We start from the raw sequence: 12,747 nt of genomic DNA on the forward strand, positions 1-12,747 counted from the left end.
CAAAAATATTCAGCAATAAAGATAGTTTGTTATGATAACAAAAAAAGTAAATAGCGTTCAGGAAGCTATTGAAGGAATTGAAAATGGCATGACCATCATGTTTGGCGGTTTCGGATTATGCGGTATTCCTGAAAATACAATTGCAGCATTGGTAAACACATCGATTTCAGATTTAACTTGTATTTCTAATAATGCAGGAGTTGATGATTTTGGTTTGGGATTATTGCTTCAGAAAAAGCAGATCAAAAAAATGATTTCTTCTTATGTGGGAGAAAATGCAGAATTTGAGCGTCAGATGCTTTCTGGGGAATTAGAGGTTGAATTAACCCCACAAGGAACTCTTGCAGAACGTTGTCGTGCGGCTCAAGCCGGGATTCCGGCATTCTTTACACCCGCAGGCTACGGAACTGAAGTGGCAGAAGGAAAAGAGGCTCGCGAATTCAACGGAAAAATGCACATTATGGAAGAAGCTTTTAAAGCCGATTTTGCAATCGTAAAAGCTTGGAAAGGCGACGAGGCTGGAAACCTGATTTTTAAAGGAACAGCAAGAAACTTTAACGCTTGTATGGCTGGCGCAGGGAAAATCACAATTGCAGAAGTCGAAGAATTGGTTCCTGTTGGTTCTTTAGATCCAAATCAAATTCATATTCCGGGAATTATGGTACAGCGTATCTTTCAGGGAGAAAAATTTGAGAAGAGAATTGAACAACGAACTGTAAGAGCTAGAAATTAGATAATTGAGATAATTTGTCAATTAGAAAATTCAAGCAAATTATCTAATGATCAAATTGACTAATTAACACATTAGAGATATGTTAACAAAAGAAGATATAGCAAAACGAATTGCTAAAGAAGTAAAAGACCGATACTTCGTTAATTTAGGAATTGGAATTCCGACCTTAGTAGCAAATTATGTTCGAGAAGATATTGCGGTAGAATTTCAAAGTGAAAATGGGGTTCTTGGAATGGGACCTTTTCCGTTTGAAGGAGAAGAAGATGCAGATATTATCAATGCAGGAAAACAAACCATCACAACGCTTCCGGGTGCAAGTTTTTTTGATTCGGCTTTCAGTTTCGGAATGATTCGTAGTCAGAAAGTGGATTTGACGATTCTTGGAGCAATGGAAGTTTCTGAAAACGGAGATATTGCCAATTGGAAAATTCCTGGCAAAATGGTAAAAGGAATGGGAGGCGCAATGGATTTGGTGGCTTCCGCCGAAAATATCATCGTTGCCATGATGCATGTAAACAAAGCTGGTGAGTCAAAAATCTTAAAAAGATGCACTTTGCCATTAACGGGTGTAGGATGCGTTAAAAAGGTTGTAACTGAGCTTGCGGTTCTCGAAGTAACAGAAAAAGGTTTTAAGCTCTTAGAACGAGCGCCAGGTGTCTCAGTTGAGCACATCATCGCCTCAACTGAAGCTGATTTGATCATTGAAGGCGAAATTCCTGAGATGTCTATTTAGGAGAAATTGCCACAAAGGCACAAAGACTCAAAGTAAATTTTTTAAAGCAAAAAAAGAAAACCGCCCAATAAGGCGGTTTTATCTTTTAAAAAACTTTGTGACTTAGTGCCTTTGTGGCAAAAAAAAACTATAAGTTGAAAGAAGCTCCTAAACTAAAAGTAGCTTGATTATTCAAATGATAAAAAGGATCATTGTTTGAACCGTATTTTGCAATTGGGAATCCGATTTCTGTGAAAACACCAAATCCGTCAGTAAAGAAATAACGACCACCAACATGTCCGCCGAAATTATGTAAACCTAAGCTTAATCCAGGGTAAACGTCCAATTCTTTTACACCAATTACACTAGATAAGTTAGCATTGATTCTTGCTTTTGCATCAAAACGATCAGAGAAATCTGGTTCAGCATCGTGATAAGGATTTGTGCTGCCATGGTAGAAACCATTAAAATTATCAAATCCTAGGATATAATTAGCGACAAAACCAAAAGAGAAATTTTCTCCTAAACCAAAATCAACAGAACCTTGAATTCCAGAACCACCATCTTGTAAATTAGCTCCTACGTTTACTTTAATATCTCCCTTTCCTTTGAAAGCTTCTTGAGCATTAACAAATCCGAATGTCACTAAAAACAAAAGTGTAATAACCTTTTTCATAAAAATTTAATATTAATTATTGTGGCGCAAATGTAATTTTTAAATAAATTAATTCCTACCTTTTTCGTTAAAATAGAGTTCGTTTAATGGTTCACTTTGCCAATATTCCTTTGTGTCGACATCTAAAATCGTAAGCGGACCTCTAAATGCAGCGCCTGTATCTACGTTCCAAACACAAGCTTTATTTACAGGAACTGTTTCGCCGATTCGGGTAACAGGTGTGTGGCCAATATAAACTTCCTTGTAAACGGTAAATCTTTTAGGATAGTGTAAGTCGTCTTCTTTTAATTTTGGGTCTAATGAAAGAGCTGTTTCCCAAAGTGTTCTGTCCCAATAAAATAGTTTTGAAAAATATTCCCATTTTACACCATTCAAATTGGTAAAACCAGCATGAACAAACAAACGGTTCTGATCATCAAGATAATAATCCTGAAGATTTTCTAGAAATTCGATATGAGCTCTTTTTTTCTCCGCAGAAATTTTAGCGTAGCCTTCAACTGTAGCTTTTCCGCCATGCTTGTACCACATTTCCTCATCAAAATCATCGTGTCTTTCTTCCAACCAGTCCAAAGCAAGCTGGTCATGGTTTCCTCTTATGCAGATGATGTTTTGTTTGCTTTTTAAATCAATCAAATAGTCAATTACTTCAACAGACTGACTCCAGCCGTCAACATAATCGCCCAAAAAAATGAGGGTATCTTCAGTAGTAACTTTGGCTCTTGACAAAACTTGTTCAAGTGCAAGTAATCCGCCATGAATGTCACCTATAACAAATGTTCGCATTATTTAATTTTTCGAGTAGAAGAACAAAAATAGAAAGAATAATTGGTTTGGACTCATCGAATTCGCATTCTTTAAAAATTGATATGATTTATAACTATTTACAGCGTTTTTTTATTGTTTTTCCTTTTTAAATTTGCAATATGTCTGAAACACCAACATATCGTAAAATTATTCACATTGATATGGATGCCTTTTATGCATCGGTAGAGCAGATGGACAATCCAGAGTTAAGAGGAAAGCCAGTTGCAGTTGGCGGTTCAGAGAATCGAGGCGTGGTTTCGGCGGCAAGTTATGAAGCTAGAAAGTTTGGTGTTCGAAGTGCCATCAGTGGAGTTTTAGCCAAAAAATACTGTCCGGAAATTATCTTCGTCAGACCAAGATTTGACCGCTATAAAGAGATTTCATCCAAAATTCATAAAATCTTTCATGAATACACCGATTTAGTTGAGCCACTTTCGCTTGACGAAGCTTATTTGGATGTGACCAAAAACAAAAAAGGAAACCCTAGCGCAAGTCTTCTCGCACAGGAAATCAGAACAAGAATTTTTAATGAAGTTGGGTTGACGGCATCAGCAGGTATTTCAGTCAATAAATTTGTTGCCAAAATTGCCAGTGATTACAATAAGCCAAACGGGCAAAAAACCGTAAATCCGGATGAAGTCGAAGCTTTTCTGGAAGATCTTCCAATCCGTAAATTTTATGGAGTCGGAAAAGTCACGACAGAAAAAATGTATCAACTAGGAATTTTTACAGGAACAGATTTGAAAAGCAAGTCTTTGGATTTTTTAGAGAAACATTTCGGTAAATCGGGGGCTTTTTATTACCATGTTGTTCGAGGTATTCATAATAGCGAAGTTAAATCTTCTCGAATCGCTAAATCTGTCGCGGCAGAACATACTTTTGATGTGAATTTGTCTTCTGAGATTTTTATGATGGAACAATTGGAACGAATTGCAGGTTCATTAGAAAAACGTCTCAAGCGATATAATGTTTCAGGAAAAACAATTACGCTCAAGATTAAATACAGCGATTTTTCGCAGCAGACAAGAAGCAAAACACTACCTTATTTTATTTCTGATAAAAGTCTGATTATGGAAAATGTTGAAGAATTACTGTATCAGGAGAAAATGAAAGATTCGGTCAGGCTGCTTGGAATTTCGTTAAGTAACTTGAATACAGAGGTTAAGAAGGCAGTTGTTGTGCAGTTGAAATTTACATTTTGACGATATTTTTTAATCGTATATTAAGATTCAGCACTTCTCATAACAAAATTTTTCTGCTATCTTTGAGGGAAAAGATCCATTCATCTTCTGAATTGTTTTAGTATGAAAAATAAAAATTCTGATGATCTAGTGCAGCGAAATTCAGTTCCAATCTTATCTTGGGATTTTCATTATGAATATCTAAATGAGCTAAAAGCCTTAAGCAGTGACTTGGAGAGAGTCAGTAAGATTTCAGATGAATTTGTCTGGGATGAGAAAAAGCTCAATATTCGAGAAAGAATTAAACAAGAAGTGGTTTTGGTGACTGATTTAAATCTGAGAATAGTTTTCGCTTCAAGCGGAATAAAAAGAATGACGGGTTACAAAGAGGAAGAAGTTTTGGGCAGGACGCCAAAGATGTTTCAAGGTCCGGCAACTTCCCAAAAAGATTTAAAAGAAATAAGGGAAGCGGTAAAAAAACAGATTCCTTTCGCAAAAACCCTAGAAAACTATAGAAAAAACGGACAGACTTATAAATGCAAAATAGAGGCTTCGCCAGTGTATAACTTAAAAGGCGAAATATCACATTTTATAGCTTTTGAAAAACAAGATTTAAGCGCTTAATTGGCCACGAAGGCTCAAAGACGCAAAGATGTTTTGAAAAAGAAGAAAAAATAAAGCCACCAATAGGTGGCTTTTATTATAAAAAAACTTTGTGTCTTAGTGTCTTTGTGGCAGAACACTTTTACAAGTTTGCAAAGAAATCATTTCCTTTATCATCCGTAATAATGAATGCAGGGAAATCTTTAACCGTGATTTTACGAACAGCCTCCATTCCTAACTCTTCAAAATCAACAACTTCAACTTTTAAGATGTTGTCTTGCGCCAGAATAGCAGCAGGACCTCCGATAGAACCTAAGTAGAATCCGCCGTATTTGTTGCAGGCATCGGTTACTTGTTTAGTTCGGTTTCCTTTTGCAAGCATAATCATACTTCCGCCATTTTTTTGGAATTCATCCACATAAACGTCCATACGGCCAGCAGTTGTCGGCCCGAAACTTCCTGAAGCCATTCCCTCTGGGGTTTTTGCGGGACCAGCATAATATACTGGGTGATTTTTGAAATAATCAGGCATTGGTTTTCCAGCGTCTAGCAATTCTTTGATTTTTGCGTGAGCAATATCTCTAGCAACAATTACAGTTCCGTTTAATTTTAGACGAGTTTTAACTGGATATTGAGACAATTTAGCCAAAATATCTGCCATTGGCTGATCTAAATCAATTTCTACAGGCGCTTCTAAATGCGGAGCTGTTTCTGGTAAAAATTGTTTTGGATTTGTTTCCAATTGCTCAACAAAGATTCCATCTTTAGTGATTTTTCCTTTAATATTTCTATCAGCAGAACAAGAAACCCCTAATCCAACCGGACAAGAAGCCGCGTGACGAGGCAAACGGATTACACGTACGTCGTGAGTGAAATATTTTCCGCCAAACTGCGCTCCAATCGCACTTTCTTGACAGATTTTCTGTACTCTTTCTTCCCATTCAAGATCACGGAAAGCTTGGCCAGCCATGTTTCCAGATGTTGGAAGATTGTCATAATATCCTGCAGAAGCCTTTTTAACAGCGCTTAAGTTAGCTTCAGCAGAAGTTCCGCCAATTACCAAAGCCAAGTGGTATGGAGGACAAGCCGAAGTTCCTAAATCTTTGATTTTTGTGCGAATGAATTCGTCCATCGATTTTTCATTCAACAAAGATTTTGTCTGTTGGTATAAATACGTTTTGTTTGCAGATCCTCCACCTTTTGCCATAAACAAAAAGTCGTAAGAAGTTCCCTTTTTAGCATAAATATCAATTTGAGCCGGAAGATTTGATCCTGAATTTTTTTCTTCAAACATCGAAATCGGAACGATCTGCGAATAACGTAAATTTCTTTTTTGATAGGTATTGAAAATACCGCGGCTTAACCATTCTGCATCATCAACACCAGTAAAAATGCTTTCGCCTTTTTTGGCCATTACAATCGCAGTTCCCGTATCCTGGCAGCTTGGCAACTTACCTTCAGCAGCTACAGATGCATTTTGCAATAAATTGTAAGCCACAAATCGGTCATTGTCTGTAGCTTCTGGATCGTCTAGAATTTTTCTTAATTTTTGCAAATGAGATGTTCTCAGCATAAACGAAACATCAGTCAAAGCTTCTTCTGCCAATAACTCTAAACCTTTTGGGTCAACAGTTAAAACTTCACGTTCTCCAAATTTTTCAACTTTTACAAAATCAGAAGTGATTTTGCGGTACTGCGTATCATCTTTTAAGATCGGATAAGGATCTTGGTATATAAAATCAATCATTGTTTTGTTTTTTTACAAATTTAGAAATTATTTACCTAAGAAAGAATTTGAATAAGAACTCTTGAGCAGTTTTATGATTTTTATTCTACGCTATTAAATTGATCAAACGTCATCTTTTTTTCGAAGTAAGGTTTGTCTTTCGCAGACAGTAACATCTTTTTCCATTTGTTGTCTGTTAATTCAAAAGATATTGAATCTGAGTGAGAAAGGATTCCCATGTCAAGGTTCTCATCTTCATCCGCAGGCACAAATGCAACGGTTTTGCAATAAAATGATTTCGGGTCAGAATTGGTGGAAGGGTTCACTATTTCAACCCAGCTTCCCCAACCGCTGTCAGACATTGTGCTCCATTGGTGAACCAACTGTAAGTCTTTACTTTTTAGGTAGTATAAATAGTTTTCATGCGAATAGCCACAGGCAGGATAACCCACAGAAATTTGTATAAATGGAGAATTTTTAGAAGTTTCAGAGGTAAGTCCATAAGACGCTATCCATTCAGAACCTTTTTCAAAGCCTTTTATTGCGATTTTTGAAGACGCGGTTTTGGTTTTATTCTGATAAAAATCTAATCGATATTTTACGGTAACAATACTGTCTTTGTCTGCCTGCTGGTCTACCAAATGCGCCAGAATGTAATCTGTAGACGATTCTGTTCCGTCGGTATAAATGGCTACAGTATCGGTCTTAATGATTTTTTCATCATTTGTAACCTCCAATATTTCTTGCGGTTCTATGATTTCTGCAATTTGAGTTGCTTCTGTAGTTTTTGTTTTTTGGCATCCGACTAAAACAAGCAGGAAGAAAAGAGTGTGGATTTTCATAATTATAATTCAAAAGTGATTTTATTCAACAGATAGAACTAAAAGTTTCTTTTTTTGATAAAGTTCTGCCAATGAGATTTTTTCGCCATTAAGATAAAAAAGCTGATCTTCATACTTAACTTCGTTAGGATCTATTAAAAAGCAATAATTATCTCTGTCATTTAGAACGCTAAGGTTGTCCTGATTCAATTCCACAATTTCAACATAATTGATAATATTGAGTTTATGTGCTTCTTCAATAGTTACCGGAGTGCTTTCGTCATATCTAAAAAAGAATTTTTCGCCACCTCCAGGCATTCCAAACCAAGGCATGGCCTTTCCTGAAACCAGCGAGATGTAATCTGGCACCTCGTTAATCACAAATAATTTTTGTTCCATAGTTTCAAAAAAACCTGGAAGTGATTTGTTTTCAAAAGCTTCCTTTTCTTTCCAAAAGTAGAGTCCTTGATTTTGCCACGACGGATCCTGAAGATCTTTTACAGTAGTAGAATCAGAGTAGTGCATAAATAATTCGCGAGGCATAAAGGCAAGAAGCGAATCATTAATAAGCCAGTCAATTTTATTAGAATCGACTTTGCTTTGCGCAGATTCAGCTTTTTCTGTAGGTTGTGCTTCTGCTACGCATTCGATTTTTTCGGGACTTTTAGAGCCCTTCTTTTTACTTAAAAACCATTTAAACATATTTGGGGGAATATTTAATTGTTTTATTCTTAGAAGGCTCTAAAATATAAAATTCTAAGAGGTTTTTACAAAAAAAGAAAAAATAATGTAAGATAATGCGTCTAATTCATGTCGGTATCTTGTATTAAAACTTTAATAAAAAAGCCTTTATCTATTGTTATAAAGGCTTTTGTAAAAATAATTTTATATTTTTTTGACGCTTATTAGAAAAACCAAGTGGCTACAAAAATTGCTGTAATAACACAGATTAAATCTACTAGAAGCATTGTGCCTAATGCGTAACGAGTGTTTTTGATATTTACAGAACCAAAATAAACCGCAATAACATAAAATGTACTTTCGGCACTACATTGGAAAATACTGCTCAATCTAGCCGTTAACGAATCGGCTCCAAAAGTATTCATAGAATCAATTAAGAAACCTCTTGAACCTGCAGAACTAAACGGACGAAGCATTGCAACTGGCAGTGCATTTGTAATTTCTTTGCTTACACCAAGATTCGAAAAGATAAATCCGATTGCGTCACTGATGATTTCAAATAAACCGCTGTTTCTAAAAAGTGAAATCGCAACTAACATTCCTAAAACGTATGGAAAAATCGTAACTCCCGTTTTAACTCCATTATTGGCGCCAACAACAAAAGTATCGAACACGGTAGTGTCTGCTTCTCTGAATTTTTTCTCATGTTTGAAAGAAAAAATTAGTGTAAACACTATGATCGCCAATAAAATTAATCCAGAAAGGTTAGAAGTGAAATAGTTTTTTCCAATTAAATCTAAATGATTCACATACATCAATAAACCAACAATTGCAGCAATTAATCCCATTAAGCCAATTAAAAGCGAAGCACTTTTGAAATTGATTTTCTGTTTTACTCCGACAATTAAGAAAGCGGCAATGGTTCCGATAAACGATGTAATGATACATGGCAACATTACATCAGCAGGATTGCTGGCATTTGCAGCGGCACGATAACCGATAATTGAAGTTGCGATTAAGGTTAAACCAGACGCATGAAGACACATAAACATGATTTGTGCATCGCTGGCTTTATCTTTTTCAGGGTTTATTTCCTGTAAACTTTCCATTGCTTTTAATCCAAAAGGTGTTGCGGCCGAATCCAATCCCAAGAAATTGGCGGCAAAGTTTAAGGTCATGTAAGATATCGAAGGATGATTTTTAGGAATGCTTGGAAAAACTTTTACAAATACAGGACTCAAGGCTTTTGCCAAGTTTCCAGAAGCTCCAGAAACGATTAAAAGTTCCATTAATCCGCAGAAAAAGGCTAAATAGGCAATAAGAGGCAAAATTAAATCGACTAAAGTGCTTTTGCAAGTTGGTAGCAATCCGTCAGATTTTTGAAGACCGCTGTAAATTTTTACGGTTTTGTTTTTGTAAACATAAGTCGTGTCAGCATTTAGCGTATCACGATTGACGATCATGGTTTGATCTGGAGCTTTTTGAATACTGTCTTTTAGGAAAGCCGGAAGTTCTTCAATGTATTTTTCAGAAACTAAAACAGGATCGTCTTTTTTTCCATTCAGAACAGAATCAATGGTATAAGTATTGGCCGTAAATAAACTGACAACAATAAAAAGAATCGAAGAAATAAAAATAACTAACCAAAATCTGCTTAATACCATAACTGTAATTTTTTGTAAATTTAAATAAATCAATCGCAATGACAATTACAAAAGTAAATTTGATTTTTCAAGATAGACTCAAGCGGGTTCGAATTTGTTTTTTGATTGTATGATGTAAAACAAAAGTAATATTTGATGAAGAGCCATTAAATAATATCCAAAAAGCAAATCATTTCTTGAGCTAACGAAAGAGATTGTCATTAAGAACAATGTTATGAAAATAAGAAAAATAGAAATTTTGATTTTATTAAATAAAAATAGTATTGAAGAAAAAATAAGTGAAAAATAAATAATAAGAATGAGGAAAGCTTCAGTTATATCACTAATATTCGGTGTTTTATTAGAGGATTCTGTGATGAAATTTATAAAGCTATTATGATAATACTCTTTTGAACTGAAGTCTTTGCCACAAGCAATTATAGTATCCTGATTATATGGAAGAAATAATGAAATGATTCCTAAGAATGAGAAAATAAGGGCGATAGTTTTTTTATTCATTTAATAATTTTCGATTTTTTTTTAAACTTTAAAAATTAATTACTCAATCACAACTTTGGTTTCCAAATAGGTTTCAAAAGCTTTAATTCCTTCAAAAAGAATTTCCTTTTTTGAATTTTCAGTTTCATTAAAAAACTCGGTTTCAATTTTTACATGATCTTTTTTAATCGTTCGTTTCCAGATTCCAATTACTTTTCCATTTTCTAAAATGATGGGTTTAAAAATGCCATTATTGGTAAAAGTTTTGGACTGATGATCTCCAGAAAACGAAGCTTCGCGCGTTTTGTATGAAATTAAAATCTCGTCAAAAGCTGGCAGAAAATGTACGCTTTCACGAAAGCTATCTTTCATAGAACGGTTTTTAGAAAGCCAAAAAGTCTGATTTTCAATGGGAATAGAATTTAATTGCAACTCAATTGCGTTAATTGCTTTTTGGCAAATTGTTGGCGCGAAACCAGACCACCATGAGAAATCAAGTAAAGTTGCTGGGCCGTGACTTTCAAAGTAGCGCAGAGCGAGTTTTGCTAATCCTTCTTCTTTAGTCAGTTTTGTTTTTGGTTTAGAAACTCTTTCTTCAAGCAAAGCATACGTAATTTGTTTGCCTTTCATTCTTCCATTACAAACCAAACCTTCCAATTCTGCATTCATCATAATGGCAGCACCTAGAAAATCTTCTTTCGATGTTTTTTTGATATTAAGCTCCTGCATAATTTCATCGCGAGTCAAATGATTGTTTCCTGATAGTAGCTTTTCAATAGTAGTATTAATCTGAATCAACTTTTTTTCATCCACTCCAAATTTTTTAGCGCCAGAAATAGCAAGTTTTTTTATTTGCGGGGCAGAGAGATCAAGCATCCAATAAATATCATCAGCCGAAACAAAATGCCAAGTTGGACGAAGAATATGGGTTCTAATAATTTTTCCAGAATTAACTGCTTCTTCGATTTCTTTTTCAGAGGCATTGCAACGAGAACCAATCGCCCATTTTGCCATGGCATAATCCTGAGCCTGCATAGCGCCAAAATGATGTACAATTTCCTGAGGAGAACATTGATTTTCCTGGTAAAGCTTCTGAGAAGCCATGCGATGATGTGAAATTTCGGAATGAATCATTTTTTTAAACCATATAAGTTATTTGAGTTCATTTAAACAGCGTAGCTAAAAAAACCAGCATCTCAGAACCTTAGAATCTTAGCAACTTTAAAGTTACACATGAATAATTTCATCATCAATCAGTAAATCTTCTCGGCGTAAACGTAAGAAAATCTGAGCTACAGCAATCGTATCTTTTTCGCAATAGGTAATAATTCGGTCAATGTCCTTTTCGGCATAATAAACGTGAGCAACTTGACTTCCGTCGATATCGCCTTTTGGCGATGGCACACCAAGAATCTTCGTCAATAGTTTTAAAGATGTATAATGCTTATAATCTCCAAACTTCCATAATTCTAACGTGTCTAAATGCGGAACTTCCCAAGGTTTTTTGCCAAATAAATTCAATTTATCAGGAATAGGCATTTGATTGATAATCATTCTTCGGGCAATAAACGGAATATCAAATTCTTTCGAATTATGTCCGCAAAGCAGATGCTGAGGCTGATTAAAATGATTGTTGATCAGATTCGAAAAGTCTTTTAGGATTTTCTTTTCTTCGCCAAAGAATGAAGTTACTCTAAAATTGCGAACATCTCCTTTAATTGTAAAAAAACCAACTGAAATGCAGATTATCTTTCCGAATTCGGCCCAGATTCCGGCACGTTCGTAAAATTCTTCTGGAGTAAACTCATCTTTTCGCTGATATTGCGTTTTCAAATCCCAAAGTGATTGCATTTCCGCGTCAAGCGAATTGAAGTTTTCTTCTTCAGGAACAGTTTCTATATCAAGAAAGAGAATGTTATTAAGGTTTATCTTTTCAATCATATTTTTATTGCGGTTTTTGCCACTAATTTCACGAATTGCACTAATTCTTTGCCGATATAAATGTACACAAATTTGGTTTTTTATGGATCATGAAATATGCAATCGGGTGAATTTTCTTATTTAAACATCGAAATGTAAAAACAAAGAAAATTAAAGGGGAAAAAAATTAGTGAGAATTCGTGAAATTAGTGGCAAATACTAAAACAAGCTTTGCTGTGCAGACGGGCTTTCGTGTTCCAAAAGCCATTTTTTGCGTGACAATCCGCCAGCGTAGCCGGTCAAAGATCCGTTTGTTCCGATAACGCGATGGCAAGGCACAACAATCCAAAGTGGATTTTTGCCATTTGCTGAGGCTACGGCACGAATTGCTTTTACATCGCCCAGTTTTTTGGTCTGATCCATGTAACTTACCGTTTTTCCGTATGGAATTTCAAGAAGAGATTTCCAGACTTTCTGCTGAAATTCGGTTCCTTGCGGATTCAGTTTTAAGTCAAAATCGGTTCTTTTGCCTTCAAAATATTCATTTAACTGCAAAACGGCTTCTTTTAAAACTTCTGGAATTTCCTTAGAAACTTCATTTGTTCCAACATCAGACACCGAAATTACCGCAATACCGTTTTCATCTCCAATAATTTTGGTGATTCCTAGAGGCGAATTGATGAAAACTGTTTCCATAGTTTTTTAACCGCAAAGGCGCAAAGATTTATCGCGAAGTTCGCAAAGTTTTT

At 35.3% G+C, this 12,747-nt stretch carries 13 protein-coding genes; 4 read left to right on the forward strand and 9 right to left on the reverse strand.

Annotated features, from left to right (window positions below; translation table 11 throughout):
- The first annotated feature begins 31 nt into the window (after positions 1-31).
- Positions 32-733 carry a CoA transferase subunit A gene (locus NU08_RS14125; RefSeq protein WP_129747828.1) on the forward strand — a complete coding sequence of 234 codons (702 nt, stop codon included), beginning with the start codon at positions 32-34 and terminating at the stop codon, positions 731-733.
- Positions 734-812: 79 nt separating this feature from the next.
- A complete protein-coding gene (locus NU08_RS14130; protein ID WP_129747829.1) occupies positions 813-1,466 on the forward strand; it encodes a CoA transferase subunit B in 654 nt (217 codons plus the stop codon).
- Between the two features lie 127 nt (positions 1,467-1,593).
- Here the strand turns inward: NU08_RS14130 and NU08_RS14135 are convergent, their stop codons facing one another.
- Together NU08_RS14135 and NU08_RS14140 are read right to left on the reverse strand one after the other, a co-directional pair.
- On the reverse strand, positions 1,594-2,121 hold the full coding sequence (locus NU08_RS14135; RefSeq protein WP_129747830.1) for a DUF6646 family protein: 528 nt from the start codon (positions 2,119-2,121) through the stop codon (positions 1,594-1,596).
- A 48-nt stretch (positions 2,122-2,169) separates the two neighbouring features.
- A complete protein-coding gene (locus NU08_RS14140) occupies positions 2,170-2,904 on the reverse strand; it encodes a metallophosphoesterase family protein (protein ID WP_129747831.1) in 735 nt (244 codons plus the stop codon).
- A 140-nt stretch (positions 2,905-3,044) separates the two neighbouring features.
- Between NU08_RS14140 and dinB the strand changes: the two genes are divergently transcribed.
- Both dinB and NU08_RS14150 read left to right on the forward strand, forming a co-directional pair.
- Positions 3,045-4,127 (forward strand): DNA polymerase IV, encoded by a 1,083-nt coding sequence (dinB, locus tag NU08_RS14145; protein WP_129747832.1) that lies wholly within the window; start codon positions 3,045-3,047, stop codon positions 4,125-4,127.
- Positions 4,128-4,229: 102 nt separating this feature from the next.
- The gene (locus NU08_RS14150) at positions 4,230-4,730 is read left to right on the forward strand and encodes a PAS domain-containing protein (protein WP_129747833.1); all 501 of its coding nucleotides are present in this window, start codon (positions 4,230-4,232) and stop codon (positions 4,728-4,730) included.
- Between the two features lie 121 nt (positions 4,731-4,851).
- On the opposite strand, the gene NU08_RS14155 is transcribed toward NU08_RS14150, so the two are convergent.
- The 7 genes from NU08_RS14155 to NU08_RS14185 form a co-directional block, all read right to left on the reverse strand.
- On the reverse strand, positions 4,852-6,456 hold the full coding sequence (locus NU08_RS14155; RefSeq protein ID WP_129747834.1) for a fumarate hydratase: 1,605 nt from the start codon (positions 6,454-6,456) through the stop codon (positions 4,852-4,854).
- Positions 6,457-6,536: 80 nt separating this feature from the next.
- On the reverse strand, positions 6,537-7,277 hold the full coding sequence (locus tag NU08_RS14160) for a hypothetical protein (RefSeq protein ID WP_129747835.1): 741 nt from the start codon (positions 7,275-7,277) through the stop codon (positions 6,537-6,539).
- Positions 7,278-7,298: 21 nt separating this feature from the next.
- On the reverse strand, positions 7,299-7,958 hold the full coding sequence (locus NU08_RS14165) for a hypothetical protein (RefSeq protein WP_129747836.1): 660 nt from the start codon (positions 7,956-7,958) through the stop codon (positions 7,299-7,301).
- A 203-nt stretch (positions 7,959-8,161) separates the two neighbouring features.
- Entirely contained in the window at positions 8,162-9,601 is a 1,440-nt protein-coding gene (locus NU08_RS14170) for a nucleoside recognition domain-containing protein (RefSeq protein ID WP_129747837.1), read from the reverse strand.
- Positions 9,602-10,138: 537 nt separating this feature from the next.
- Complete coding sequence (locus NU08_RS14175; RefSeq protein WP_129747838.1) at positions 10,139-11,212, reverse strand: winged helix DNA-binding domain-containing protein; 1,074 nt, start codon at positions 11,210-11,212, stop codon at positions 10,139-10,141.
- Between the two features lie 93 nt (positions 11,213-11,305).
- Positions 11,306-12,019, reverse strand: a complete 714-nt coding sequence (locus NU08_RS14180) for a 3'-5' exonuclease (protein WP_129747839.1) — start codon at positions 12,017-12,019, stop codon at positions 11,306-11,308.
- Between the two features lie 198 nt (positions 12,020-12,217).
- Positions 12,218-12,694 carry a methylated-DNA--[protein]-cysteine S-methyltransferase gene (locus NU08_RS14185; protein ID WP_129747840.1) on the reverse strand — a complete coding sequence of 159 codons (477 nt, stop codon included), beginning with the start codon at positions 12,692-12,694 and terminating at the stop codon, positions 12,218-12,220.
- Positions 12,695-12,747 lie beyond the last annotated feature (53 nt).

It is taken from the genome of Flavobacterium anhuiense (assembly GCF_004151235.1).
GTDB lineage: Bacteria > Bacteroidota > Bacteroidia > Flavobacteriales > Flavobacteriaceae > Flavobacterium > Flavobacterium anhuiense_A.

Bases quoted from the DNA above. Each gene is read 5' to 3' on its own strand.
- NU08_RS14185 (WP_129747840.1), bottom strand. From the start codon at position 12,694: ATGGAAACAGTTTTCATCAATTCGCCTCTAGGAATCACCAAAATTATT.
- dinB (WP_129747832.1), top strand. From the start codon at position 3,045: ATGTCTGAAACACCAACATATCGTAAAATTATTCACATTGATATGGAT.
- NU08_RS14180 (WP_129747839.1), bottom strand. From the start codon at position 12,019: ATGATTGAAAAGATAAACCTTAATAACATTCTCTTTCTTGATATAGAA.
- NU08_RS14150 (WP_129747833.1), top strand. From the start codon at position 4,230: ATGAAAAATAAAAATTCTGATGATCTAGTGCAGCGAAATTCAGTTCCA.
- NU08_RS14135 (WP_129747830.1), bottom strand. From the start codon at position 2,121: ATGAAAAAGGTTATTACACTTTTGTTTTTAGTGACATTCGGATTTGTT.
- NU08_RS14130 (WP_129747829.1), top strand. From the start codon at position 813: ATGTTAACAAAAGAAGATATAGCAAAACGAATTGCTAAAGAAGTAAAA.
- NU08_RS14160 (WP_129747835.1), bottom strand. From the start codon at position 7,277: ATGAAAATCCACACTCTTTTCTTCCTGCTTGTTTTAGTCGGATGCCAA.
- NU08_RS14125 (WP_129747828.1), top strand. From the start codon at position 32: ATGATAACAAAAAAAGTAAATAGCGTTCAGGAAGCTATTGAAGGAATT.
- NU08_RS14155 (WP_129747834.1), bottom strand. From the start codon at position 6,456: ATGATTGATTTTATATACCAAGATCCTTATCCGATCTTAAAAGATGAT.
- NU08_RS14165 (WP_129747836.1), bottom strand. From the start codon at position 7,958: ATGTTTAAATGGTTTTTAAGTAAAAAGAAGGGCTCTAAAAGTCCCGAA.
- NU08_RS14170 (WP_129747837.1), bottom strand. From the start codon at position 9,601: ATGGTATTAAGCAGATTTTGGTTAGTTATTTTTATTTCTTCGATTCTT.
- NU08_RS14140 (WP_129747831.1), bottom strand. From the start codon at position 2,904: ATGCGAACATTTGTTATAGGTGACATTCATGGCGGATTACTTGCACTT.
- NU08_RS14175 (WP_129747838.1), bottom strand. From the start codon at position 11,212: ATGATTCATTCCGAAATTTCACATCATCGCATGGCTTCTCAGAAGCTT.